We start from the raw sequence: 24,889 nt of genomic DNA, 5'->3' as shown, positions 1-24,889 counted from the left end.
CCTCCAGCCGAACATCGTACCACGGCTCCAAAAGGATGCTTTCGGCGCTCATCAGCCCCTGCCGCACCGCACGGTAGGTGGCCTGACGAAAATCGCCGCCCTCGGTGTGCTTCACATGCGCCCGGCCTGCCACAAGCGTAATGTTCAGGTCGGTAATGGGCGCGCCGGTCAATACACCGCGGTGAACCCGCTCCTCCAGATGCGACAGAACCAGCCGTTGCCAGCTTCTGTCGAGCTGATCCTCGGGACAGGCGCTCGAAAAATGCAGACCGCTCCCCCGCTCACCCGGCTCGAGCAGAAGATGCACCTCCGCATAGTGGCGCAAGGGCTCGTAATGCCCCACCCCCTCCACCGCGGCGGCGATGGTCTCTTTATACACGATGCTGCCGGAACCAAACTCCACCTGCAGGCCGAAACGCTCGTCAATCAAGGTTTTTAAAATCTCGAGCTGTACCTCGCCCATCAGCTGCAGTGAAATCTCGCGCAGCTGTGCGTTCCACACCAGATGGAGCTGCGGATCCTCTTCCTCCAAAGCGCTCAGCTTCTGCATCGCGCTGTGCGGGTCGCAGCCCGGCGGCAAAATCACCCGGTAGGTCAGCATCGGCTCGAGCGCCGGGGCTTCGGACACCCCCTCGGCTCCGAGGCCCTCCCCCGCGCGGGTTTGGCTCAGGCCCGTCACGGCGCAGATGGTTCCGGCCGGTGCTTCGTCCACCGGCTGAAATTTTGTGCCCGAATAGATGCGGATTTGATCGATTTTCTCTTCCCAGTCCCCGCTTTTCAGCGGCATTTTTACCCGGAGGGTGCCCCCCGTCACTTTCAGGTGCGTCAGACGGTTCCCCTGCGCGTCCCGGGTGATTTTAAACACTCTGGCCGCGAATTCCTGCGGGCATTCGGGAACCTTCGTGTAAAGCGTCAGCCCCCGCACCAGCTCATCCACACCGGAAAGGCGCAGCGCAGAACCGAAATAACAGGGGAACACCTTGCGGTGGGCCACCAGTGCGGCGGCCTCTGTATCGGAAAGCTCCCCCTGCTCCAGATACCGGCTCATCGCTTCCTCGTCGCACACGGCGACATTCTCCATCCATGCGCCGCGGCTTTGATCCGCTCCAAAATCGACACAGCCCTCCGAAAGTGAGGCTTTCAGCTCACGCAAAAGCGCCTCGCGGTCCGTACCGGACAGATCCATTTTATTGATGAACAGGAAAGCGGGAATCCGGTAGCGGCTGAGCAGCCGCCAGAGCGTGCGGGTGTGGCTCTGCACGCCGTCTGATCCGCTGATGACAAGGATGGCGTAATCCAGCACCTGCAGCGTGCGCTCCATCTCGCTCGAGAAATCCACGTGGCCGGGCGTGTCGAGCAGGGTGATTTCCAGATCGTTCAGCGGCAGCACCGCCTGCTTTGAAAAGATGGTGATGCCGCGTTCCCGCTCCAGCGCATCCGTATCCAGAAACGCATTCTTATGGTCGACCCGGCCCAACTGCCGCAGCCGCCCGCAGGTATAAAGCAGCCCTTCGGAAAGCGTCGTTTTCCCCGCGTCTACATGAGCCAAAATTCCAACAGCCAGTCTTTTCATTCCCGTTCCCCATTATCCCGATATCAATATCATAAATTTTACTTGAAAATAAGAGCACTGATTTCCTCCCTCACCTTCGGCGGGCAAGGAAATTCTCGTTTTGACAGCAAGCTTTTTTTCAGGCAAATCCACAGTGGAATTGCCGTGTTCTATTTGCATTTCGTACTACGTTATCATACCATTTCACGGCGGGTGAATCAACAGCCGCAATACACATAAAAAAGGTGCCCCTGAACGCTTTGCAATCAGGGACACCTTGCGGTTTTACTGGTATTTCTTTGTCTGTGCCGAAAGCAGCGAACGCATGGAATCCACAAGGCTCTGCGGTGCGACGATTTCAGCCTTTTCCCCAAACCGGAAAATCCAGCTCAAAAAAACCGGGCTGTTCGAGACCTCGACGCAGATTTCAAAGGAATCTCCGCATTTGCGAAACGGAACCTCAGGCCCGAAGCGGTCGATCACGGCGTTGACCAGGCTTTGATCAAACCGCAGTGTGGCGGTGACCAGCTCGCCGCTGTACATGCCGAACACCTGCTTGGTATGCTCAGCGACATCAAACTTCTTTTGATCGGGCCTCTCCGCTTCTTCGTCGCACACCGCGACCTGACTCATCCGGTCGACCCGGTAATGTGCAAAATCACCGTATTTGGTGCTGTAGCAAATCAGGTAATACTTGTCGTCGTCCCAGCAAAGCGCCATCGGGCTCTGACAATAGCGTTCGCCGTCCTTGCGGTACACGCGCTCTTTGTCCGCGTTGTAATCAAAATATTGAAAGCTGATTTTGCGCCCCGAATTGATGGCGGTATGGATGGCGTCGATATTGTAATAGATGCTTTCGTTGATGGTCTTCGGTCGGTTCGCCACATACACCTGCCGCCGAAGCTGGCTGGCCTGCGGATTGCTCGTCAGGGACGACAGCTTTTGAATCAGCTCCGTACTTTTCTTCGGTGTAATAAAGCGCGAGCTTTGCACGGCGTCTACCAGAAGCTTCAGCTCGGGCAGCTCAAATTCACGCGCATCGACGTAGTAGCCGATGGTTCTGCTTCTCTGCGATTCCACGTCCAGGCCGAATTCGCGCAGCAGTTCCAGATCGGCATAGACCGACTTTCGTTCGGCCTGAATCCCGTACTCCGCCAGCGCGGCGATCAGCTCCTGGATCGTCATGACATGGTCTGCGTCCGTGCGCTCCAAAAGAATCCGCATCAAATAGAGCAGCTTCCTTTTTTGATTCGATGAACTGGGCATAACGTCACTTCCTGATACTGTTGATATATCCCCCAGCCAAGCTCCGGTCTGCAGCATTCACTTCGAATCTGCCTGTGCGGGCAATAGCTTACTAAAATAAGGATACAACAGTATAACATATTTACCAGTATTTGGAAAATAGTATGTATGCTTTTAAACTACCATTTTTAAAAATCATCTAGTAAGGGGCGATTCTTTTGCTTTTCAGTGCTTTCTTTGACAAACACATAATGATCGCGTTCGGAAAGCTCTTTGCGGTAGGTATAGCCCAGGCGGTCAAAGCCGCGGATGTCATCGGGGTCTGCCACATTCTGTTCCGCCAGCCAGCGGACCATCTCGCCGCGGGCCATTTTGCATATGGTACCCTTTTCAATCACCCTGCCATCCTTCCACTCCCCAAAAGTGCAGGTGAGAAAACGTACCGACTTCGGCAGATGGGGCAAAACAACTTTGCTGTATTCCTTGGAAGCCAAATTCAAGATCAGGCCGCTTTCGGCACAAAGCTGCTGCGCCAGCCGGTTCCCCCAAAAGGCATACAGATCCTTCTGCCCGCCCGCTGAAAGCCGGGCCTGCATTTCCAGACGATAGGGCGTTACTCCATCGAAGGGGTGCAGCAGACCGTAAAAGCCCGACAGAATCCGCAGGTGCTCATTGATATATGTAAGCTGCTCCCGTTCAAACACACCGGGAGCCATGTATTGGTACTGAATCCCCTCGTAGGATAAAATGGCGGGCGTCAAAGTATTGTGCAAATCCATCGACTGTACCCGCCTGTAATTGAGATCGGCAATGGAATCGTTACAGCGCCACAGCGCTTTAAGGGACGCGTAATCCATAGCGCGCAGACAGCCGAGAAGCGTTTCGGCCTGCTCCAAAAACTGCGGCAGGCTCTCATAAGGCAGGCTGTCGGTATCGATATTCATTTTTTTCGCGGGAGATATGATGATTCTCATGGGGTCACATCCTTGTGCGTCTGTTGAGCTGCGATTCCTGATCGATTATCAGGAACACCCTTAGTGTACCATGTTATAGGTTCTGTTGTATATAAGATTGTGGGGCCGCATCCTGGCGGCCCCACATTCTTATTCTTTTTATTCTTGGAGCAGAAACACTCTCGCCTCATAAGGACACAGGGTTGATGGTATAAGCTTATTCGACCATCTATCTATGCGGATATTCCACTGTTTCCGCTCGCTGGCGGACGATAGGGGATTTGGTACGGTACTGACTAGATCAGCTCTGTGCACCGCTTGTGCTGATCACCCCGCGCAGAGCCCAGCGGTACTGCTCCTGCGAAGAAAACAGAGCCAGCTTTGCCTGATCCAGCGCGGCCTGCGCGCCGCTGAGCTCCGTCTGCGCGCTTTTCAGATCAATATCCGAAGCCACCCCTACCGCATTTTGCAGCGTTACATTCTCGAGCGCCTTGGCTCTTGCATCATAGGCAGTCTGTGCGGAAGAAAGCTTCCCCTGTTTCTCCGCCACATCCACGTACACCCGGCTGAACGAGCTTTGAAACGTATTCAAGGCAAGGGTATAATTCAGCGAAGCCGCGCGGTAATCATCCACCGTAGAATCCAGATCGGAGTCCTTATTGTCTTTGGCGATATCCCTGGCCAGCTTTTTCTGCTTTAAGGTCCAGTTTTCGTCCTGCGCCGTCTGCCTGTCTTCGGTTTCGCTTATTGTAGAAGAAAAATTCGCGTCCGGTTCGGGCATAGAGGAGATGGAAAGGCTGTAGGAATCCGAATAGCCCAGCAGCACGCGGAGCTGATTCTTCACCGCCTGCATCTGGTTGAGCAGCGCGGTCATGCTGTCGTTCAAGGTAAGCGACTGCTGCTTTGCGCTGAGTAGCTCCGCCTGCGTCATCAACCCCAGATCGGCTTTGAGCTGCGCGATTTTCAGCGTTTCATCCAGCAGCTTTTTCTGTCCGCTCAGCTGCTTGCGCTGGGCGTCCAGCGAATGATAGGTAACGTAAAGCTTTTGCGCCGCCACAACGATTTCATCTGCCGCGGCGTCCATCTGCAGCTCTGTCTGCTCAATCGTATCGTCGCTGATTTCCAGCTGTTCCTCCTGCCCTTTCAGGATGGATACGATGGCGTTGAGCGACGCGATGCTGCCCTGCAGCGAAGCGGCTGCTGCCTCCTGGCCCGGCAGACCGGCGACTGACTGGTAGGTCGTCTGCAGCTGGGCACTCAGATCCTGCAGCTGCTTTCTACCCGCGGCGATCTCATCCTGCTTTTTCTCCGCTTCGTCGTTGCTTTCCAGGCTGTCCAGCGTTTTCTGGTTGGCCAGAATGGTCTGATTGGCAGAGCGCACGGTCGATTCCACATTCGCATAGGTAACCCGCAGCGTTTGCGGCTCGTCAGTCTGCGCGAACGCCACCGAAACACTGCCCAGCAGCAGAACCGAAAGAAGCCCCGCAGTTATTTTTTGCAGTTTCATCTGGATTCCTCCCCTGATTTGATTGCAATTTCGTTTGATAAGCCCTGAATTCTTCACCGCCAAAGGCGAAGAACATTTCTGTTTTTGAGCGTGTTACTTTTCAAGAAAATGAAAGATATGTCATTATGTGATATTCGTCTACCTCTTCCCGCCGCAGACGAGGGAAAAGATACCTGTTTTATTTTTTAATGTAAACGTCTGCCGTGTAGCCGGGCTTAAGCAGGCGCTCCGGGTCGTTTGGCTTGACGATGACCCGCACGACCCGCCGGCCGTCCTTTTCCACGGCAAGGTCGGGGATTTGCGTTACGGTGCCGGTCAGCGAGGTGCCCGGCGCGCTGGTCGGCACGATCCGCACGGTTTTGCCCACCTGCACGCTGCCGATAAATTCCTCATCCACCTCCGCGCTGATGGTGATGGAATCCGCGTCGATCAGCTGCAATACCTTGGTCGGCGCTCCCTGTACCCCAAGGTGCGACGCTTCGCTGACTGCGATATTCCGCACGATGCCATTTTTGATGTCGGAGATGATCTGACTGCCCTTGATGTAGGGCTTTGCGGTTTTCGCCGTCATCGCGTCCAGATCAACCTGCGCCGCGGAAACACCGCCCTCCTGCTTGGCAACGTTCGCGGTATTGCCCGCCTGTGCCTGAGAAAGCTGCGCCTGCTTGGATTTGAGCGATACATTGAGCTGATCCAATTCCTCCTTCAGCGCGGTCTTTGTCTTGTTCAGGTTGGACTGAATATCGTCCACAGCCTTTTGGCGCTGATCTGCAATATCCTTATATTGATTCAGAGTCGCTTTGGAAATCGCTCCGGCCTCATACAGCTTCTGATAGTTCTGCAAATCCGTTTTCGCAGATGCAAGCTGAGTTTGCGCCAATTTGAAAGAACTCTGCAGCTGAACCAGATCTTCGCTCGTTCCGTTGTTATACTCCTTGGTTTTGCGGGAAATCTGGCTTTGCGTTTGAGCGATATCCGCCTGCAGGGCCGAAATGTCCTGCTCTGCGGCGGGCAGCCCCGCCTGATTCACGGTAAGCTGCTGTTTGAGCTTTTCCATATTTCCGTTGTATTCGGAAAGATCCAGCGTTACAAGGGGCTGCCCCTGCGTGACCCTGTCCCCCTCCTGCACCTCCAGCTTTGTCACAATCGAAGGGAAATCAATGCTGATGTCCTCCATCCGGCTGTATGTCACCTCGCCCCACGCGTCGATCTCCGCGTTTTGCTGCGCGGAGGAAGCGGGATTTTCCGACGGCGGAGCTGCGGAGTTTTTCTGATAAAACAAAATGCCCAGAACGACAGCGAGCACTATGATCAGGCATGCGCCCGCTGCCCCCGGTTTTTTATGGGATAAAATCCATGCTTTCATAAGGGGAGTCCTCCATATATCGTCATTCAACGCTTTTGAGCGCTTCCAGCATATCCAGATTCTTCATTTTTTTGGCGACCGCCTGATTGGTGATCCACGCAAACAACAGCGTTACCGCACCGGCGATCAGCACCACCTGTGGCGAGATGCCGGCGGACAGGTCCATCTGCTTGTCAAGCCCGACTGCCACCGTCTGGGCAATCAGCCAGCCGGTGGGCACTCCGAAAATCAGTCCGAACAGAACGGAAAAATAGTTTTCCAGCAGCACCAGGTTGCGGATTTCTTCCTGATGAAAACCGAGCACCCGCAGGGTCGCCAGATCGCGCACCCGTTCGGAATAATTCAGGATGCCGCAGTTGTACAGTACAGCGAACGCCAAAGCCGCTCCCATGGCGATCAGCAGCGAGATCGCCAGCGCCATGATCTGCGTGTTGTCTGAAAAACCGGCCTCCTGCTCTTCTCTTGTCGTGAAATCCTCCACGGTGTCGCTGGATAGGAAGGTCTCATCCGGCGCGCTGTTCCATTTGATCAGCAGTGCCGTCGGCTGAAAGGTCTGGTTCAGGGATTTCCAATAAGTATCGGTCATGTACATTCCCTGCCCGGACGCCATGTAAGCGGACTGCACGACGGGCACGGTTACATACCCCTGATTGCTTCGCTTGAGCCGGATGCTGTCCCCCGGCTGTACCCCGAGCGTCTCACAAAGCTTGCGGGTCATCAGAATCCCGTTTTCCGGTATGGAAACGGAGGCGCCGTCCACCGTTTTCAGATGGATCAGCGGGCTTTCTCGGGGCGTGATGGTAAGCGGCTCCATTTTCTGCCGGCCGTCCGGGCAAATCACCTCTACAGCGGTTTCCTGAACCTGCTGTGTCACGCCGTCCAGCTCCAGGTTGTTCAAGTAGCGGGAATCCGTCTTGGAGGTGTCTACCAGAACCTTATGGTCATAGCTGAAGGTATCCTGATAAATCTGCCCGGAAATTCCGGTAATCATATCGTTGATCGACAGCGCCGCGACAATGACTCCGGTGCAGCCCATCACGCCGATGGTGCTCATGATGATTCTGGATTTGTTTTTCAGCGTGTTGCGCGCGATCAGCTTATTGCTGAATTTGATTTTGTTCCACAAGGCGGACATGCGTTCCAGAAAAATATGGTTGCCCGACTTTGAGGGTTTGCCCCGCAGCAGAACGGCGGGGGTATCGTCCAGCAGGCGGCGGCAGGAATAGAGCGAAATTCCGCCCGTACACAAAAGCAGAAGGATGGATGCCGCCAGAAAATGTCCCCAGTCCACATAAATTTTATAATCGGGAAATACCAGGTTGACCTGCGGCAGCAGAATCCGCGCAAACCCCTCCTTCCCCAGCAGCAGCCCGGCGGCGGCTCCCGCCAGGCCAACGAAAACGCCGTAGGAGGTATAGTGCCACAGAATCGTGCGCCTGCTGTACCCCAGGGCCTTGAGCAGGCCGATCTGAGAACGCTGGTTTTCCACCAGACGCACCATCGTGCTCTGCGTGATCAAAGCGGCCACGAGGAAAAACAGCGCCGGGAACACGTTGGAAAGCGTTTTAAACTGCTGCGCCAATGAGATCACATTGCTGGCGCTCACGCTGTCGTCCCGCGCGACAATCCCGATCAGCCGATCGCCGATCGCTTCGTCTGCCTGCCGGACAACAGAGCTCAAATCCGCATTGGCAGCCGTTTTGACACTGATCTGGTTAAACACCGCCTGCCCGTAAATACCGCTGAGGGCGTCCGCGCGGATCACGACAAATCCGTAAGTATTCGGGTCGGGCGTCATCGTCGTGGAATTCTTCAGCGAATAAATCTGCTCGCCGCTCAGCGCCAGACCCTCAATCGGCAGCTCCAGCCACCTTCCGTTCAGCTTGACGGAAACCGAATCGCCAAGCCCGAGTCCATGCGCTTTGGCAAAGGTGGCATCCAGCACAGCTCCGCTGCGTTTGCCGAACCGGCCCGCCTGCAAATCGGGCTGATCCAGCGTGCTGCGGCTCTCCAGCGCGTAGACGTGCAGGGTCGGTTCACCGGGCAGATTTGTTTCGGCGTTGATGGAAAAGCGTTTTTCCACCTGCTCCACCCCGGCGATCCGCCCTATCCGCCAAAGGTCTTTTTCGGAGGGATTCGAGACAGTGACCCACAAATCCGAAAGATTGGTCGCGCTGTACAGATTGCTGGAATGGGTATCGACCGTCCGGTACAGACTGTCCAGGCCCGTCAGCATCCCGATGGCAAGCGCCGCCATGACAAAAATTGAAATGAACTGCGCCTTGGATTTGCGCATATCCTGAAACGCTTTTTTCCACAGCGCACCCTTTACCATTCGATCTCCTCCACGTCCTTGGGGTGCTCGTGGGTCTCTATCTGTGAGATCGCTCCGTCGCGCATATGTAGAACTGTCTGCGCCATTTCGGCGATCGGTGCGTTATGGGTAACGATGATGACCGTTTTGCCCAGATCGTTCGCCACGTCGCGGATCAATCGCAGCACTTTGCGGCCCGTTTCAGAATCCAGAGCGCCGGTCGGCTCGTCGCACAGAACGATCTGTGGGTTTTTGGCAAGCGCACGCGCGATCGATACGCGCTGCTGTTCACCGCCGGACATCTGGCTTGGGAAATTGTTCATCCGCTCGCCCAGGCCGACACGCTGCAGCATTTCGCAGGCATTTAAGGGATCCGGGCAAATTTCTTCGGCAAGCTGTACATTTTCCAGCGCCGTTAAATTCGGCACCAGATTGTAAAACTGAAACACAAAGCCGATCTGTGTGCGGCGGTAGTCGGTCAGCTCGCGCTCAGACATTCCAGAGACTTCGTGCCCATTGACGACGATCTTCCCGGCGGTCGGCGAATCCATGCCGCCCAAAAGATTCAGCAGCGTGGTTTTCCCCGCGCCGCTCTGCCCCAGCACTACATTGAACGTGCCGCGTCCAAAATGAAAATCGATGCCGTTGAGCGCCTTGATTACGGCATCCCCAACGCGGTACTCCCGCTCCACCTGCTCAAATGTAATAAATTCCATTGGATCACTTCCTTTATACCGTGCCCCATGCAACAGTAAATGATATTGGTCCCCTCCCTACCGTAAGCGGAGAGAACCCTGCGCCTGGCGCAGTTCTTGACTTTTCCGATGTAGTTCATTATAATGACACTGTGTTTATTTTGCAACCATCAGATGTTTTTAAAGATGCCATTTTCACAACACATCATCATGAAAACGTTGGTTTTAAAACAAAAATTGATGATATGATGGCTGGGATTGAAAGGAAGGGGAACCTGTATGCGGGAAATGAAAGAGAGCAGAAAAACACGCTATACACGCACGGCACTGCAGGACAGCCTGTTTGAGCTGATGAAGGAAAAGTCTATTTCGCAGATTACGATCAAAGAGCTGTGTGAAAACGCGGACATCAACCGCACCACCTTTTACGCGCATTATGCGGATCAATATGATCTTCTGCATAAAATAGAGGACGAAACGCTTGCCTGGATGCAGGGAGCGCTGGACAGTCTCATCCATCAGACGGAGCGAAGCGAGATGATCAAAATTCTGGAGGGCATCTTTCAGGATTTCATCGACAACAATCGATACCTTCAGATTTTAATCAGCGAACAAGGGGATCTGGATTTTCAGAAGCAGCTGTTCACCCTCATCTACCGGCAATGCGGCCTCTCTTCTTCAAAGCCCCTGGTAACCGGTACGGAACCGTATGGCAAAGAGGATTACCTGATTTTTGTTGTGAACGGGAGCATCGGCCTGATTCAGCACTGGCTCAAGGACGGCATCAAGCGGTCTGCAAAAGAAATGGCCGAAATCATTTACACCCTGGCTGCCCAAATCGGGGAAGCGCCGATGCCGCGCAATACGGACAAAAACACCTTATGAATCTCCGTACGAGCCGCCGTTCTCCCCGCTGACCAACAGATCATTTTTATCCCCCTTGATTACTACTCATAGATATGCGACAAAAGGCACGGCGATCGCCGTGCCTTTTGTTGTTCTGTTTAATAAAATGTTTTCTGACAGTTTTCCGTACAAAACCGGTATTGACGGACCGGCCTGCCCCGGCCCTCCTTTTTGGCGGAATCGATCTCCTCGATCAGGCCGGAATCCAAAAGCTGTGAAAGAATCCGGTTACAGCTGCGAACCGTGATATTCAGCCAGCTGGACAAATTGGAGGACGTGATAACGGAATCGGGATCCATCTCGAAAATTCCCATAATGCGCAGCAGGTTCCGTTCGTCTATTCCGCTTTGCTGCGAATAACTCTGAACCCTGTAATTGGAATAGCTGTAGCTCAAAGTTGTAGGAGAAGAAAGGGGACCTGTCAGAATCGGGTCTTCGCCGTCCTCCACCAGGAAACCGTCGTTTTTTCCGAACTTGACCGCTTCATGCAGCGCAACTTCCGCCGAATATCTGGCAGAATCCATCGAATCCCCGATCCCGACCCCAAGCCGGAAATGGAACGCGCTGTTGTGAATCAGATAAGTGACCAGGTCTTTCGACAGGTGCAGCTTATCCCTCTCCAGCGTTCTTTGCGTGTGAAGCTTAAACCGCTCCAGGGTCGACTCAATGGAAAAATCGAATTCATTGCAGCGCCGAAAATCCACGAGCTGCTTATATAGGGTAACATTGTAATACTCTTTGTCGTGCTCCGTGGCCCCCTCCGGTAAAATCACCTTGATCAAAATGATGATCTGGTAAGCCTCTTCCCCCAAAGACAGCTTCTGCTGATTAATCGCGTCACGAATCGCATCCGAGATCATCTCCTCCGTAGGAAGAAAATGCTGGTACGGAATCCCGAGCGCCCGGATGGCATTCAGGTTGTTTGTACATCGGGTCAGAATGTAATCGATCTTCCCCTGCTCATAAAGTTCCTTTGGCTGCTGGAGCATTCTGGCATAGTTATACTCTACCTGATCGTAGCAATAAGGCATTTGCTCTGCCGGAAGATACCTTCTAAGATTCATGTATTGATTGCCTGGGGTCAAAAAATCCACATAGACCCGGTTGAGCGGAATGTTTGGATGCTGTATCAAAAAATTCAGCAAAAGAGAAAGGATATGCGTTTCATTATAGAAAGCGAACGTGCAGGGAATCGTTAGATCATGAATGTGATTAATGGCGTAATGGTACCCGATTTCACCGCTGAAACAGATGGCGTCGCACTTATCCTTGCACTGCTGATAGATTTCCTGAATATCTTCCTGCCGGTCATAAACATATTTGAGGAAGATACATCCAAAATCCCGTTTTTCAATAACGTCATCAATCGCCGCCATCGATACCCGTGGGCTGATAATGCTGACCGTAATCAATAAAAGCACCCCTTTCCTTCGCTCCAAAATCGTCTTAGAACCCGAAATTTAAGTCCTTATATCAAACCAAAAATCAAATCTATTGATTATACTATCAAAATACATTGACTAAGTCAATTAAAAATAGTAACATTTGCATTGTTTAAAGGACACAAATATTTAAATCTTTAATTAAAAGACACAAATGTCGATAATTAAGCACTGTCTTTCGCAAAGGAAAAACCAAATTCCGGCGGCAGATTTTCTATGCAGGGAAAGAGCCGGGCGTTTCAAAAAACACCGCCCGGATTCAGAAAATTGCCTTTCAGCGAACCCAAACCTGTTTTCTATGAATCAAATATAACAGAGAGGAGGAGCTTCTATTGTCTGAAAATCACGGCCCAATCCTTGATGCGGCGGCACGGTTTCACGAATGCCGGAATTTACATCTGGAAAAGCGGCATTCGCACACACCCGGCAGGCGAACGAATCAAAGAGTTCCCCCGTAGCCGCCGCAGGCAGCCCGCGGAACGAGTTAACTTGAGGACTCAACTTCATTTGTTAAGGAGGATCTTTTTATGGATTCGAAAACCATGACACAACTGCTGTACTGTTTTTGTGTTTTAAGCGTATTGCTGCTGGCCGGAGCTTTCCTGCGGGGTGTGATTCCCGCTTTTCGCAAGCTGTTTTTGCCCGCTTCCGTCATCGGCGGATTTCTCGGCCTGCTGGTAGGCCCGATTATCTGGAAGGGCGGCGGCATTCCCTTCCCCGATGAATGGATCAGCGCGTGGGCAGCTATGCCCGGCATCTTGATTGTGCCGGTGGTCGCGAGCGTTCCCCTGGGAATGAAATTCGGCAAAAAAGGCAAGGGCGCTATGAAGGCCACTACCAACGTGATGAAAATATTCTCCATCATGATGATAGCGCTCTTTGCTCAGACGATTCTGGGAATCGGGGTAAAACAGATTTTTGATACCATTCAGCCTCAGCTGAACTTATACCCTACCTTTGGGTATGAGCTTCCGCAGGGCTACACCGGGGGCCCCGGCACAGCGGGTGTCATCGGCAGCTTCTATAAGGGTCTGGGTCTTCCCTATTGGCAGGTGGCGCAGGGACTCACCTCCACCACAGCGACCTTTGGAATTGTCGGCGGTATGGTTTTGGGCATTATCTCGATCAATATTGCAGCGCGCCGCGGGCAGACCGCGATATTGAGCAAGCCCAGCGACATTCCGATCGACCTGTCCAAGGGTTTTCAAAAAGACCCGGAAAAGCAAAAAAGCACAGGCAAAGAAACCACCTTCAGCTCCTCTGTGGAGTCGTTGTCTTTTCATTTGGCAATCATCCTAACCGGGTGTGGTCTTGCCTATGTTGTGATGAGCTGGGTGAAGGGAGTTCCCGGCCTGAGCCAGATTCCGATCTGGGCTTATGCGATCATCGTTATGTTCGGAGTCAATTTCGTTATCCAAAAGCTTGGTCTTGGCAATTTGGTAGACGATCAGACGAAATCCAGAATTTCCGGCGCTTTTTCCGACTACGCCATTGTCGCTTCGATCGCCAGCTTGCCTGTACATGCGGTGCTGCAGTATATCGTCCCCCTGCTCGTGCTGATTGTGGGCGGTTATGTCGTTACATACGCAATCTGCATTGGCCTGAGCAAGGTTTTCTTCAAAGATTATTGGTTCGAGCGTTCGATGACGGTGCTGGGAACCAGCTGCGGCGTTTTCCTGACCGGCCTGATGCTGCTGAAAATCTGCGACCCCGACTTCAAATCCCCTGTATTAAACGATTATTCGATCGGCTTCTCGTTCTGTTCCGTTTCTTCCTTTATTCTTCTGCCCATCACCGTAAACATGATGCTGAGCTATGGCTTCGGAGTGAATATGCTGTTCCAGTTTATTCTGTTTGTCATTGCTTTTATCGTGCTTATTTTCGCAGACCGGCTTTACAAATCATCAGAAAGGAAGGATAACGCCGCAGAGGGAGCGTGATATTATTTTTAGAACCAAAAGGAGACTACTATGGATAAACAGCAAATGTACGAATACCTGGAAGAGAAGAAACCGGTTTTAACGAATTTATCTGACCGGATTTGGGAATACGCAGAAACTGCATTTGAAGAATTCCAATCTGCCACGCTGATTCAGGATGTTTTGAGGAATCACGACTTTAAGGTGGAAGCGCCGATTGGGAAAATCAAAACCGCATTCTGCGGCACCTATGGCAGCGGCCGCCCGGTCATCGGAATCCTGGCGGAATTCGACGCGCTGAACGGTCTGAGCCAGAAGGCCCACAGCGCCGTTCAGCAGCCGTTGGTGCATAGCGGGAACGGCCATGGCTGCGGACACAACCTGTTTGCGGGCGGCTCCGTGGGTGCGGCTCTGGCGGTAAAGGCATATCTGGAGGCCAATCATCTGCCCGGAACCATCAAATTATTCGGCTGCCCCGGCGAGGAAGGAGGCTCCGGAAAAGCCTTTATGGCACGGGAAGGGGTGTTTCAGGGTATTGACGTCGCCCTTGCCTGGCACCCAATGGAGGTCAACGCCATCTTTGATATTGAATTCCTGGCCAACTATCAGGTGTTGTACACTTTTAAAGGCAAGGCTGCACACGCGGCGGCGGCTCCGTATTTGGGGCGCAGTGCTCTGGATGCCGTCGAGCTGATGGACGTGGGCGCAAACTACCTGCGGGAGCATGTGATTTCAGACGCCCGCATCCATTACGCCATTACCAATTCCGGTGGATTCTCCCCCAATGTGGTTCAGTCCTCCGCATCTGTTCTGTATTTAATCCGGGCGCCGAAAACCTCTCAGGTAGAGGAAATCTACCAAAGGATTAACCGGATTGCACGGGGCGCGTCAATGATGACAGAAACCGACGTGCAGATCGATTTTATCAAGGCCTGCGCCGAAGTGGTGCCCAACCGTTTTTTGTCTAACATATTGTATGAGAACCTCAAACAGCAAAAGCTGCCGGAATACACTCCAGAGGAACTGAGTTTTGCGCAGGAAATCGCAAAAACCACACCTCCCTCAGAGGATCGTGCTCTGGCCTCCCTGAGCCGGTTCAAGGGTTCGCTTTCAGACGAGGAAATTCAGCAGTGCGCCAGGCAGCTGCACGGGAAGGATTTGTGCGACATCATCCTGCCGTTTCACGAGGAGGGCCAAAGCTCGCGTCTCACCATGTCATCCGATGTAGGCGACGTCAGCTGGAATGTGCCCACAGCGCAGATCGTAACCGCCTGCTACGCTCTGGGCACACCGGAGCATTCCTGGCAGCTGGTATCTCAGGATAAGACCTCGATCGGGCATAAGGGGATGCTTCTTGCGGCAAAGACGCTTTCTGGTGCTGCTGTGGATCTGCTGGAAAAACCGGAGCTGGTGGAAAAAGCGCGGCAGGAATTCACCAACCGGCTGGGTGGTCAGACTTACCACTGTGCGATTCCCAATGATGTGGTTCCAAAGCCGATCCGTTTGTTGGTATGACGCTCTTCCTTTTGTTTTTCCCACTTGCTTTTCTACCGATTCTGCCAAACATGTGACATAAACTATTCTCCAAACAAAATGCGCAGCGCTCTCCTAAACGGAAGCGCGGCGCATTTTGTTATGGGAGTATGGCTTCTTCATCTTAAAAATCTGCAAGGTTCCACGAATAAAGCAGTCGGATTGCTTACATCGGCTTCCCACCTATTTTGCAGTATATTATAGTTAACTGGCACTACTGAAGCCATTATCCTCATAAGCATTTCAGGTAAGGCGCGGTGGATACGACGACTCCCAGAATGATTTGTGTGAAAAAAGTATGTTCCGTTGCGCTCTTTATTTACAATTGCATATTGATTCAGTACAATAATACTAAAGATTTCTTTATGTGAAATTAATTTGGGGTGAACACAATGGCAGTTCATGCGAAATACTTATCGGATATTGAGGCGATATTATCGCATCGGCATGACAATGGAGCAGACTTTTGGACAACCCCGGACAAGCGTTTGCTCAAGGGGTCGCCGTTTTCAGCCTATAACAGTGCGCTCATGCTTATGGAGCTGGGGGTGGAGCCAACAGATGTGATACTGAAAGAAGTAGCGGAACTGTTTTTCGGCACATGGCAGGAAGACGGGCGTTTCAAGCTGTATCCCCAGGGCGGTATCTTGCCGTGTCACACTGCTCATGCTGCCTATTTGCTTTGCCGTATGGGGTATGCGCAAGATGAAAGAATCCGAAAAACGCTTCGCCATCTTTTAGAAATTCAATCCGACGATGGAGGCTTACGGTGCAACAAGTTTTCTTTTGGGCGCGGTCCCGAAACGGAATCTTCCAACCCGGGGCCTACGCTCACTGCTTTGAACGCCTTTCGGTTCACGGATGCTCTGAATCGCGAACCGACTCTCGACAGAGCGGTTGATTTCTTGCTGGAGCACTGGGTGATCAAAAAGCCCATTGGCCCCTGCCACTATGGAATCGGCACATTGTTCATGCAGGTAGAATATCCGTTCAGAGATTATAATTTGTTCCAGTACGTTTATGTACTGTCCTTTTACAACCGCGCGAAAAAAGATAAAAGATTTTTGGAGGCATTGGCTGCCTTACAAGCAAAGCTGGTAAACGGAGAGGTTGTAATCGAGCGTGTCGTTCCCAAGCTGGCAAAGCTATCCTTCTGCCAAAAGGGCAAGCCCAGCGAGCTTGCAACCATGCGTTATCAAGAGATTCTGGCAAACCTTGATAACAGCTGAAATCCAATTTCTCAAAAGAGATTGGTCATCATTTTAAAAACAGATTCCTAGGAGAAAATATTACAAATGGAAGCAGGTGAACTTTATGGCATTCGACTATAAAAAAGAGTACAAGGAATTTTATTTACCACCCAAACAACCCGGTATTGTGGAAATACCGAAAATGAATTTTCTTGCGGTTCGGGGCAAAGGCGACCCGAATGAAGAAAACGGGGAATACAAAAGGGCCATGGAGCTGCTCTACGGCATAGCGTATACAATCAAAATGAGCTACAAGGGCGAGCATATCATCGAAGGCTTTTTTGAATATGTTGTACCGCCGCTGGAAGGGCTTTGGTGGCAGGAGGGTATCCGCGGCGTTGACTACTCCCGCAAAGACCTTTTCCAGTGGATTTCTCTGATCCGCCTGCCGGATTTTGTGAGGAAGACCGACTTTGAATGGGCACTGGAAGAGGCGGCGAGAAAAAAGAAGATGGACTTTTCCCAGGTGGAATTCTTTTCTTATGACGAAGGACTGTGCGTGCAGTGCATGCATCTGGGTTCTTATGACGATGAACCGGCAACTATCCGTCAAATGGAAACCTATGCGCAGGAACACGGGTATGCCATTGACATCACCGACAAACGGCATCATCACGAAATTTATTTGAGCGATCCCCGCAAAACGGAAGCCGCCAAACTGAAAACCGTTATCCGGCATCCGGTTCGAAAAGTGTAAGCCATCGGAAAGGAGTAAGCTTGTGGAGAATTATACCAAGGAAGAACTGGAGGAAGCCCTCCGGGCGATCGTTTCGACAATCAGCAAATGTGAAAAGGTGCAGCCAAAACTAAAGCCGGGCACTTCTCAGCACACGCTGCTCATACGCAGGATCAAGGCGCTGCGCATCGCATCGTCACTGATCACCAGAGAATTAGAGAGCATTCCATAACGCTGAGGATGCCAATTCGGTGCGCTCGATATCGCGCAGTATACCGACAGCGGCCAGAGCAGCAAAGATGATGTTTGCTATATCTTAGCCCGTAAAAATATGCCCCACCTACTAGCGCAATCTAAAATTGCGAGTAGGTTATGGAAACCTTGCACTCACGCAATCAGTTTATGAATCGCAACTGATACGCACAACAAAACAGGGCCGCAGCATTTTATATCGCTGCGGCCTTGTTTTTATCTACATTAAAACCCGTACTGATCCAGGAATTTTTCAAATTTTGCCGGGCCTAAAATCTCATTGGTCACGAACTCGCCGTCATAGAAAAAGCTGTAGGTAGTAAACGGCGTGGGCGCGGACTGTGCCTGCCCGGTCGTCTCAATCTTGCGGACGCTGATTTTTGCGCCGCGCTCCTTGGCAAGATTCACGATAACCGGCACATATTTGTCGGTGTGAGGACACTGGTTGGTGTAGTACAGCACCATATCCTTTTCCTCGATTTTGCCCCGCTTTGCGCAGTCTTGGAACCTTGGAACCGGCGCATTCCCGCTAAAGGGCAGATAGTAAAGCACAAAAAAGGGTGCTGCGGTATCGACTGCCGAAAAGCCTTTGTATTTCAGGTAATCCGGGTCGGACAGAAACGGGCGCTTTTTCTCTGAGGCGGCAACAGTAAGACCGCAGCAGCCCTTGGATTTGGCATCCTGAATGCACTCCTCCAGCAATTGATTAGCGTAGCCTTTTCCCTTATACTGCCCCGAAATCCAAAAGCAGTTGATGTGCATATACCCTGGGGCCTCGATGGGACACCATGCCTTCTCTGCGGGAATGTACTCAATGAACACTTTGCCTCGCGCGTCCAGCTTCCGGAACACAAGGCCGTCCGCAAAGCGATCTTTCATCCACGCTTTTTTGGAGGATACGCAGGTATCGCCCTTTTTATCGGAGATAGCACAGCAGATATGTTCACGGTCGATATTGTCTGCCGTTACCGCAATGATGCTTTCCATCGCTACACCTTCTTTTTGATTTTTCTTCGGATTTGAATCAGGTGTTTTACGTCCTCTAAAATCGCCGCATTGGTCACACCGACCATCAGCCATCTGCCGCCCGCGCTAAAGACGGTGTTAGAAAACAGCTCCTGCGTATACCTGTCGCACAGCGGCATGGTAAGCTCGGCTTCAGACTCTTCTTTCGCACCGATCACGACCAGCGCAATAAAATACCCGTCCATCGGGTAGAGGGTACAGAGGGAGCGCCCGGCTTTTTGATATTTCACATTCCAGCCCGGCTGGGCGGAACAACTGCTGTAGCTGAAGCTTGGCTGCACGTCGTAATTTTCTTGCAGAAAGCAATTCATTTCGGCCCACAGGGGACTGTTGATATACTCCGCGATTTCGGCGGCGCTTGGCTGTCTGTCCGGCCTGTAAAGCGTTACCCATTCCATCCTTATCCCTCCCGCATTTATAATACATCAGATAACATGACAACAGTGCGTCATGTTTTGTTTCGTATTTCCTCCAGATAATCTGCAACGCGCGCAGGATGAAGCACCTTCACATCCCCGCCCAGAGAAAGTAAAAAGCTGTAGAGCCAGCCGTCTTCCGGCATTCGGACAAGAACATGATAGGAGCCGTCGGCATTGCGCTCAATGCAGCCCTCGTCAAATTCATCGTAAACGCGGTGAGCCGCCTGTGCCGAAAATTCCAGCTCTAAATCGATCAGAGACAGAGACGCAGCGTCTGCCGATTCAATGGGCGGCGGGCTGTATTGTCCCGCCGGGAAATGCTCGTCCGTTAACTGCACATGCAGCATGCGATTGATCTTAAAGGTGCGGTAAGCCTGTTTTTCCAGACAATAGCCCTGCAGGTACCATGCTTTCGACTTAAAAACCAACTTCAACGGGTATGCCTTTCGGCGGCTTTCGCTTCCGTAGGAACCCACATAGTCAAAGCAGACGACATGTCTTCTCAGAATTGCCGTTTTGAGCAGCTCAAAGCGCCGATTGTCCTGCGCGCCCTGCCCCCATCGGGAAAAATCCACCTCAAGCCAATCCGTATCGGTCTTTTGAAACAATGCGCCCAGCTTTGAGAGCGTACGGTTTGCATCCGTGTTGCCTGTGGCGGCCAGACTTTGCAGAGCGATCAGAATCTGCTTTTGCTCCTCTTCGTTCAGCGCAGCCTTATTGAGCACATAGCCGTCAAGGATCGAGATGCCGCCGCCCTTGCCCTGAGTGGTATAAACCGGAATATTTGCCGATGAAAGGGTATCGATATCCCGCAAAATGGTTCGTACCGAAACCTCAAAATGTGCGGCAAGCTCTTTTGCCGTCATGGCTTTTCTGTCGAGCAGCAGGTATATAATTTGAAAAAGTCGATCTATCTGCATAACATCACCTGTCAGCAGTATACCACAAAAACAGAGCGGCGGAACGTGCGCTGGTAAAGTCTTTGTGGAAAATAAGTATCAGCCATTATGCCCCTTGTGTGTACAGGCTCTTTGCCCGGGCAAACACGCAATGCCCTCAAGTTTCACTCTATCAATTTAAAAAAGAACACTCCTCCCTGTTCTTATTCTGCAAAGCAGGCAGCAATAGCTGATATAAAAACGAAAAGGCTGGGAACCAGTGTAAACCAGTTTCCAGCCTTTATCGATGCTTATCTTTTGACCGCCATCCCGTTGAATCGGGCGCTGTCGCCCAGTAGCTCTTCAATCCGCAGTAATTGATTATATTTCATGATCCTCTCGGTTCTGCATGGAGCGCCGCTTTTGATTTGCCCGGCATTTACCGCGACAGCCACATCAGCCATCGTCGTGTCCTCCGTCTCGCCGGAGCGATGGGATACCACGGTGGTATACCCGGCTTGCGAAGCTTGGGGCAGGCGCAGCTCATGGCACAATGCGGGATGTTTGTGGGCGCGGACAGCTTTTCAGTACCGATCCGTCACGGCGTATTCCCTCACTTTAAAAAAGAGGAAGATACCTCTATGAAAAGCGGCAAGCTGGATGAGGAATTGACCCGCATGAGTGAGCTGGTCGATCATTTGGAAAGCGGCGCGCTGATGCTGTTCAACGAGTCCTTTGCGGCCACGAACGAACGTGAGGGTTCCGAACTCTGCCGCCAAATCACACAAGCGCTTATTGAAAACGGCGTAGAAGTCTTTTCGGTGACACATCTGTACACCTACGCCGCCGCGTTTCTCAGCCACAATGAAGTACAGTATTTACGGGCACAACGTCTGGAGAGCGGAGAGCGCACGTTTCAGGTCGTACCAGGTGAGCCCTTACAGACAGCGTTTGGGGAAGATTTATACAGGAAAATTTTCGAAAGAGCGGCAGAATAGAATTTTTCATCTGAACGTTCTTCCTCGATTTGCGGCATAGCTGCGTATCACTGCTGCAGGCGAAGAATATCCTCACAAGGCAGATTCAGGGATGACAGGAACATCCTCATTTTAGTACTACCATCAATCTCTATGCTCATTCTGAACTGCACTTCTAAGTTATTCTCTTCCGAAACATCGCTCAATGATTTGATCAATGTACTGAGAGAACCGAAAAACAGCCGAAAGAGAGCCATACTTTCACTTGATCGGGATTTAGAAGAATCGTTACAGCACCAAAAAAGCCTGTAAACAATATTGTTTACAGGCTTTTTCTTACGGAAACGGTGATTTTGTATATGAAATCAGCGTCTGTTGTCAACAGCTTTTGAGACAAGGATGACGATTTCCATTCGTATTTTCAGGAATAAAGTGGTGCGGCTGCACCGAGGCAAAGGTCTAAATTGATTCTTTCAATTCGCTTTTCTGGAAGATCACTCTATTATTGTGATTTTTTCCTGATTGGGAATATGAGGAGGCATTGTCTCTTTTGCATATCCCAGTAAAATCCCCATACCGCATTCATAGCCTTCCGGAAACTTGAGTTTGTTTTTGAACTCGGCCGCTCTTTCTCCGGCAAATGCCAACCCAACAAAACCACAGTGCAAGCTGGCAATCCCTAAGGATGTTGCAGCCAAAACAATGTTTTGTGCCAGTATTCCGCAATCAATGAGTTCCGCACCTTTGGGATATGCCTGCTTTATCGCAATTACTATCATGCAGGAAGCGTTATAGAACAGTTTTCCGCCGCGCGAGAGAATGCGGTGATACATGGATTGATCCTCCATGCTGGATAAAAAATTCATTCCCTCTTGTTCCATTTCGGCAATTATATTTCTGTTCTTTACCACAATCACATGCCAGCATTGCCGATTCATTCCGCTGGGCGCCTGAATGGCCGCTTCAGCAATCGCGTGAAGATATTTGTCTTCCGGCTGTTGATCTGTAAAGCTGCGGCAGGAAAATCGCTCTGCTATTGTTCTCAATGTATCGTTCATATCAATCTCCTTTTCATACAGTTGCTGATTTGAGCTGTCTTTTATAATAAAAGCTGAATGCCCGAATGATGATCTGCTAAATAGAATCCCATTTTGTCCATTGTACCATACATCCAGGCAGAAATTAAGACATAATCTTCCTCTCATGTCCGATCATTTGGTGGACTCAGGGAGACTTGTCGGCACTAAAATGACGCCCCTGCACTGCTCTTTGCTGAAATCACGCCGCAAGCACATTTTCTTGATACTTATACCCTTACGAGTTCGAGTTTTCATTGAAGTTTTAGAAAAGAACCCAACCAAAAGGCTGGATTCTTTTTTGTCTAATGACGGTAATATTGATACAATTTCACGTTTACTCTTGATGAAACCGTGTGGTTTTATTTTTTATTTTGCTGGTTTCAAATTCAAAAGTTGGTTGCACTTTTTCATGATAAGTATGATGAACTTCACAGTATGCTCATGAAAGGCTTGATATGCGGAAAAATCCCTTTTTAGCACCAATCGTCCACTGATGGTTTGTATGGTGCACCTCTTGACATTTTATATTTAATGAGATAATATAAATCAAACGATTGATTAAAGATATTCTGAGGTGTTTATGTCAGAACCGGATACAAAGCTGAAAATGATACGGGCAGCCAAAAAATTGTTTGCACAAAACGGATTTGACGGGACATCAACAAGAGACATTGTTTCTGCTGCAGGCGTAAATATCTCTCTGATTTCGTATCACTTTGGAAGCAAGGAAAATCTGTTTTTTGCACTATTTGAAGGATTCCCAGTCCCCACATATGACGGAATGCCAGAGAATCGTGACCAACTTCTGGAAGAACTGTCCGGTATCATTGCCGGAATTGTAATGCTGCGATTTGATGAACCGGATTTGGTCACTATTTTACAGCAGGAACTTTATCGGCAGAGTACGAGATCGGAAAAGCTGGTGGAGCTTTTGACCCCCACTTGGAACCGTCTCCGTGCGCTGATTGAGTTGGGCAAGGTGCAAGGTCTTTTCCGGGTGGAGCACGTGGACACAGCATTATCCTTTATCATGGCGGTGGCGTCTTTTCCGAGACAGCACTCTTTTTATCAGGGGTATCTGCGGGAAAAAGAAAACCCGCAGGACGTTGCCAGAGAAACCTTACAGTTTATTTTTAGGGGCTTGGGCTGCATCGAACAAGAGTAGGAAGGCGAGTCAAAATGAAGTTGTTTTTTAAGGATCAAGCATTTTCTTTTGAACTGCTGCGTGCAGTTTCCTACAGCGGCTATCAGGGTGCGGAGTTGGGAGAATGTCTGGCGATTGCGGCGAATATCCGCGAGGGAGACTTTAACAGTTGGTTCGTCGAGTGGAACAAGGCCGCCGAGTGCCTGCACAAGCTTGGGAAATCCTGCATTGAGAACGGTCGGAAGGTCAGTGGCCGGGAGGCTCTGCTGCGTGCGTCCAATTACTACAGGACGGCGGAGTTTTTTCTCTCCCCCGACGATCCTCGGCGCAAGGCGTCATATCGGGGAAGCACCGATACTTTTCGGGAAGCCATGCGACATATGGATTTCCACTGCGAAGCCGTAAAATTCCCTTATGAAGGGAGTTATCTGTCCGGCTATTTTTACCGCGCTTCCAGTGACGACGCTTCCATCCCGAAGGCAACTCTGGTAATGCTGAGAGGCTTCGATTCCACTTGCGAGGAGCTTTATTTTGCCGGTGCGGCCGCTGCGATCAAGAGAGGATATCATTGCTTAATTTTCGACGGACCCGGCCAGGGCGAAACCTTGCGCATTCAGAAAAAGCCCACGCGCTTTGATTTTGAAGTACCTGTGGGCGCGGCACTGGATTATCTGGAAACACGTCCCGAAGTTGATCAGCGCCGCATCGCGCTGATGGGAATGAGTATGGGTGGATATTACGCGCCTCGGGCGGCGGCATTTGATAACAGAATCTCTGCTTGCATCGCCTATGACGTCCTTTACGATGTATGGGCTTCGATGCTGAATAAAAATCCCAAGCTGCGGATCGTCGAACGGCTTTCACCCGCAGCCGCCGAGTTTGTCATGGGTATGGCTATGAAAACTAACATCTCTCTGCGCTGGATGGTTCAAAACGCTCTGTGGGTTTACGGACTAGAGCACCGGTATGAACTCCTGAAAGCCGTTCCCCAATACACCCTGCGGGAGGTGGCTGGCCAGATCAAATGCCCTATGCTTATCCTTGTTGGAGAGGCCGATCATTTTGTTTCTGCGGAACAAGTTGATGAGCTTGTAAAACAGTTGCATTGTCCTTCCACGGTGCGTATATTCACGAAAAGAGAGGGCGCGGAAGAACACTGTCAGGAAGGAAATCATGCGCTGTTACATCAGGTCGTTTTCGATTGGTTGGATGAGCAGCTACCTTCCAAACCCATGTAGGAATTTATATACCATATATCACAAAATAATGAGTTTTTGCCATAAAAAAAGAACCCTCGCAGGATGGATTTTTAAAGTCACCCTACGGGGGTTACATTTATTCGAAAACTTTCTCTATATCCCAGCAACTTCCCCAGCAAAGCGCCCTCTTTGACCGATTCAACCCCAACACCATATTTTCCAAGCTCCCGAATAAAGCGCATACCACAAATCGGAAAGAGATAATGGACATAAATAAAAATTCCGCTATTAGCTGGCGAAATCCAACGAATAGCGGAATTTTATCGGTGTCGCACTTTTCCACTATGCCTGCAAACCTTTTCACGAAAGGTAGAAAAGCGCCGCAGGGCGGTTGTATCTTTTTACGATACGGTTTCAAAAAGCAGAAAAGCCGCCTATTGAGGCGGCCTGATTTTTCCCTTGAAATACGAAAAAGCCCAGTAAACACTGGGCTTTTTCGGCGTACCAACATTGTATCAATATTAACGTTTCTTTATAGAAAGTCAGGTCATAAAAGA

General features: G+C 50.9%; 21 protein-coding genes and 1 pseudogene. 9 read left to right on the top strand and 13 right to left on the bottom strand.

Features of this window, described 5'->3' with window-relative positions; translation table 11 throughout:
* The 7 genes from TY09_RS14845 to TY09_RS14815 form a co-directional block, all read right to left on the bottom strand.
* Positions 1-1,573, bottom strand: a 1,573-nt coding sequence (locus TY09_RS14845) for a GTP-binding protein (RefSeq protein WP_042436039.1), incomplete at its 3' end; no start/stop codon positions are given.
* A gap of 264 nt (positions 1,574-1,837) precedes the next feature.
* A complete protein-coding gene (locus TY09_RS14840) occupies positions 1,838-2,818 on the bottom strand; it encodes a helix-turn-helix transcriptional regulator (protein WP_042436036.1) in 981 nt (326 codons plus the stop codon).
* A gap of 167 nt (positions 2,819-2,985) precedes the next feature.
* Positions 2,986-3,771, bottom strand: a complete 786-nt coding sequence (gene yaaA, locus TY09_RS14835; RefSeq protein WP_042436034.1) for a peroxide stress protein YaaA — start codon at positions 3,769-3,771, stop codon at positions 2,986-2,988.
* A 280-nt stretch (positions 3,772-4,051) separates the two neighbouring features.
* Positions 4,052-5,257 (bottom strand): TolC family protein, encoded by a 1,206-nt coding sequence (locus tag TY09_RS14830; RefSeq protein WP_042436031.1) that lies wholly within the window; start codon positions 5,255-5,257, stop codon positions 4,052-4,054.
* Between the two features lie 178 nt (positions 5,258-5,435).
* Positions 5,436-6,623, bottom strand: coding sequence for an HlyD family secretion protein (locus TY09_RS14825; RefSeq protein WP_042436028.1), 1,188 nt, complete (start codon positions 6,621-6,623; stop codon positions 5,436-5,438).
* Positions 6,624-6,645: 22 nt separating this feature from the next.
* A complete protein-coding gene (locus TY09_RS14820) occupies positions 6,646-8,958 on the bottom strand; it encodes an ABC transporter permease (RefSeq protein WP_042436025.1) in 2,313 nt (770 codons plus the stop codon).
* Positions 8,952-9,653, bottom strand: coding sequence for an ABC transporter ATP-binding protein (locus tag TY09_RS14815; RefSeq protein ID WP_009060168.1), 702 nt, complete (start codon positions 9,651-9,653; stop codon positions 8,952-8,954). The genes TY09_RS14820 and TY09_RS14815 overlap by 7 nt, the downstream gene beginning before the upstream one ends.
* 258 nt (positions 9,654-9,911) lie before the next feature.
* Here TY09_RS14815 and TY09_RS14810 point away from each other — a divergent pair, with 258 nt between their 5' ends.
* Positions 9,912-10,517 (top strand): TetR/AcrR family transcriptional regulator, encoded by a 606-nt coding sequence (locus tag TY09_RS14810; RefSeq protein WP_042436022.1) that lies wholly within the window; start codon positions 9,912-9,914, stop codon positions 10,515-10,517.
* A 119-nt stretch (positions 10,518-10,636) separates the two neighbouring features.
* Here the strand turns inward: TY09_RS14810 and TY09_RS14805 are convergent, their stop codons facing one another.
* Positions 10,637-11,959 carry a hypothetical protein gene (locus tag TY09_RS14805; protein ID WP_009060188.1) on the bottom strand — a complete coding sequence of 441 codons (1,323 nt, stop codon included), beginning with the start codon at positions 11,957-11,959 and terminating at the stop codon, positions 10,637-10,639.
* 548 nt (positions 11,960-12,507) lie between these two features.
* On the opposite strand from TY09_RS14805, the gene TY09_RS14800 reads away from it, so the two are divergent.
* The 5 genes from TY09_RS14800 to TY09_RS14780 all read left to right on the top strand — a co-directional run bounded on the left by TY09_RS14800 (position 12,508) and on the right by TY09_RS14780 (position 17,590).
* Positions 12,508-13,920, top strand: coding sequence for a sodium/glutamate symporter (locus TY09_RS14800; RefSeq protein WP_042436019.1), 1,413 nt, complete (start codon positions 12,508-12,510; stop codon positions 13,918-13,920).
* Between the two features lie 30 nt (positions 13,921-13,950).
* A complete protein-coding gene (locus TY09_RS14795) occupies positions 13,951-15,414 on the top strand; it encodes a M20 family metallopeptidase (protein ID WP_042436016.1) in 1,464 nt (487 codons plus the stop codon).
* 410 nt (positions 15,415-15,824) lie between these two features.
* Positions 15,825-16,661: a prenyltransferase gene (locus TY09_RS14790; RefSeq protein ID WP_042436014.1), complete on the top strand. Its 837-nt coding sequence runs from the start codon at positions 15,825-15,827 to the stop codon at positions 16,659-16,661.
* Between the two features lie 85 nt (positions 16,662-16,746).
* Positions 16,747-17,379, top strand: a complete 633-nt coding sequence (locus tag TY09_RS14785) for a GyrI-like domain-containing protein (protein WP_042436012.1) — start codon at positions 16,747-16,749, stop codon at positions 17,377-17,379.
* A 22-nt stretch (positions 17,380-17,401) separates the two neighbouring features.
* Entirely contained in the window at positions 17,402-17,590 is a 189-nt protein-coding gene (locus TY09_RS14780) for a hypothetical protein (RefSeq protein ID WP_042436009.1), read from the top strand.
* Between the two features lie 245 nt (positions 17,591-17,835).
* On the opposite strand, the gene TY09_RS14775 is transcribed toward TY09_RS14780, so the two are convergent.
* From TY09_RS14775 to eno, 4 genes and pseudogenes are all read right to left on the bottom strand, one after another.
* Positions 17,836-18,597: an N-acetyltransferase gene (locus tag TY09_RS14775; RefSeq protein ID WP_042436007.1), complete on the bottom strand. Its 762-nt coding sequence runs from the start codon at positions 18,595-18,597 to the stop codon at positions 17,836-17,838.
* 2 nt (positions 18,598-18,599) lie between these two features.
* Entirely contained in the window at positions 18,600-19,034 is a 435-nt protein-coding gene (locus tag TY09_RS14770) for a DUF3788 domain-containing protein (protein ID WP_042436004.1), read from the bottom strand.
* Positions 19,035-19,084: 50 nt separating this feature from the next.
* Complete coding sequence (locus TY09_RS14765; RefSeq protein ID WP_042436001.1) at positions 19,085-19,975, bottom strand: helix-turn-helix transcriptional regulator; 891 nt, start codon at positions 19,973-19,975, stop codon at positions 19,085-19,087.
* A 269-nt stretch (positions 19,976-20,244) separates the two neighbouring features.
* A pseudogene (gene eno, locus TY09_RS18040) lies at positions 20,245-20,460 on the bottom strand (phosphopyruvate hydratase); the annotation flags it as partial.
* 18 nt (positions 20,461-20,478) lie between these two features.
* Here eno and TY09_RS14760 point away from each other — a divergent pair.
* Entirely contained in the window at positions 20,479-20,931 is a 453-nt protein-coding gene (locus TY09_RS14760) for a P-loop NTPase family protein (RefSeq protein WP_052335703.1), read from the top strand.
* A gap of 473 nt (positions 20,932-21,404) precedes the next feature.
* Here the strand turns inward: TY09_RS14760 and TY09_RS14755 are convergent, their stop codons facing one another.
* The gene (locus tag TY09_RS14755) at positions 21,405-21,968 is read right to left on the bottom strand and encodes a nitroreductase (RefSeq protein WP_042435999.1); all 564 of its coding nucleotides are present in this window, start codon (positions 21,966-21,968) and stop codon (positions 21,405-21,407) included.
* Positions 21,969-22,569: 601 nt separating this feature from the next.
* On the opposite strand from TY09_RS14755, the gene TY09_RS14750 reads away from it, so the two are divergent.
* Together TY09_RS14750 and TY09_RS14745 are read left to right on the top strand one after the other, a co-directional pair.
* Entirely contained in the window at positions 22,570-23,154 is a 585-nt protein-coding gene (locus TY09_RS14750) for a TetR/AcrR family transcriptional regulator (protein WP_042435996.1), read from the top strand.
* A gap of 14 nt (positions 23,155-23,168) precedes the next feature.
* The gene (locus TY09_RS14745; RefSeq protein WP_042435993.1) at positions 23,169-24,371 is read left to right on the top strand and encodes an alpha/beta hydrolase family protein; all 1,203 of its coding nucleotides are present in this window, start codon (positions 23,169-23,171) and stop codon (positions 24,369-24,371) included.
* Positions 24,372-24,889 lie beyond the last annotated feature (518 nt).

It is taken from the genome of Faecalispora jeddahensis, from assembly GCF_000577335.1.
In the GTDB taxonomy this organism is placed as follows: domain Bacteria; phylum Bacillota; class Clostridia; order Oscillospirales; family Acutalibacteraceae; genus Faecalispora; species Faecalispora jeddahensis.
Note: the sequence above shows the minus strand (reverse complement) of the source record. Positions and strands in the feature narration are given on the sequence as shown.

Bases quoted from the DNA above. Each gene is read 5' to 3' on its own strand.
- TY09_RS14840 (WP_042436036.1), bottom strand. From the start codon at position 2,818: ATGCCCAGTTCATCGAATCAAAAAAGGAAGCTGCTCTATTTGATGCGG.
- yaaA (WP_042436034.1), bottom strand. From the start codon at position 3,771: ATGAGAATCATCATATCTCCCGCGAAAAAAATGAATATCGATACCGAC.
- TY09_RS14830 (WP_042436031.1), bottom strand. From the start codon at position 5,257: ATGAAACTGCAAAAAATAACTGCGGGGCTTCTTTCGGTTCTGCTGCTG.
- TY09_RS14825 (WP_042436028.1), bottom strand. From the start codon at position 6,623: ATGAAAGCATGGATTTTATCCCATAAAAAACCGGGGGCAGCGGGCGCA.
- TY09_RS14820 (WP_042436025.1), bottom strand. From the start codon at position 8,958: ATGGTAAAGGGTGCGCTGTGGAAAAAAGCGTTTCAGGATATGCGCAAA.
- TY09_RS14815 (WP_009060168.1), bottom strand. From the start codon at position 9,653: ATGGAATTTATTACATTTGAGCAGGTGGAGCGGGAGTACCGCGTTGGG.
- TY09_RS14810 (WP_042436022.1), top strand. From the start codon at position 9,912: ATGCGGGAAATGAAAGAGAGCAGAAAAACACGCTATACACGCACGGCA.
- TY09_RS14800 (WP_042436019.1), top strand. From the start codon at position 12,508: ATGGATTCGAAAACCATGACACAACTGCTGTACTGTTTTTGTGTTTTA.
- TY09_RS14795 (WP_042436016.1), top strand. From the start codon at position 13,951: ATGGATAAACAGCAAATGTACGAATACCTGGAAGAGAAGAAACCGGTT.
- TY09_RS14790 (WP_042436014.1), top strand. From the start codon at position 15,825: ATGGCAGTTCATGCGAAATACTTATCGGATATTGAGGCGATATTATCG.
- TY09_RS14785 (WP_042436012.1), top strand. From the start codon at position 16,747: ATGGCATTCGACTATAAAAAAGAGTACAAGGAATTTTATTTACCACCC.
- TY09_RS14775 (WP_042436007.1), bottom strand. From the start codon at position 18,597: ATGGAAAGCATCATTGCGGTAACGGCAGACAATATCGACCGTGAACAT.
- TY09_RS14770 (WP_042436004.1), bottom strand. From the start codon at position 19,034: ATGGAATGGGTAACGCTTTACAGGCCGGACAGACAGCCAAGCGCCGCC.
- TY09_RS14765 (WP_042436001.1), bottom strand. From the start codon at position 19,975: ATGCAGATAGATCGACTTTTTCAAATTATATACCTGCTGCTCGACAGA.
- TY09_RS14760 (WP_052335703.1), top strand. From the start codon at position 20,479: ATGGCACAATGCGGGATGTTTGTGGGCGCGGACAGCTTTTCAGTACCG.
- TY09_RS14755 (WP_042435999.1), bottom strand. From the start codon at position 21,968: ATGAACGATACATTGAGAACAATAGCAGAGCGATTTTCCTGCCGCAGC.
- TY09_RS14750 (WP_042435996.1), top strand. From the start codon at position 22,570: ATGTCAGAACCGGATACAAAGCTGAAAATGATACGGGCAGCCAAAAAA.
- TY09_RS14745 (WP_042435993.1), top strand. From the start codon at position 23,169: ATGAAGTTGTTTTTTAAGGATCAAGCATTTTCTTTTGAACTGCTGCGT.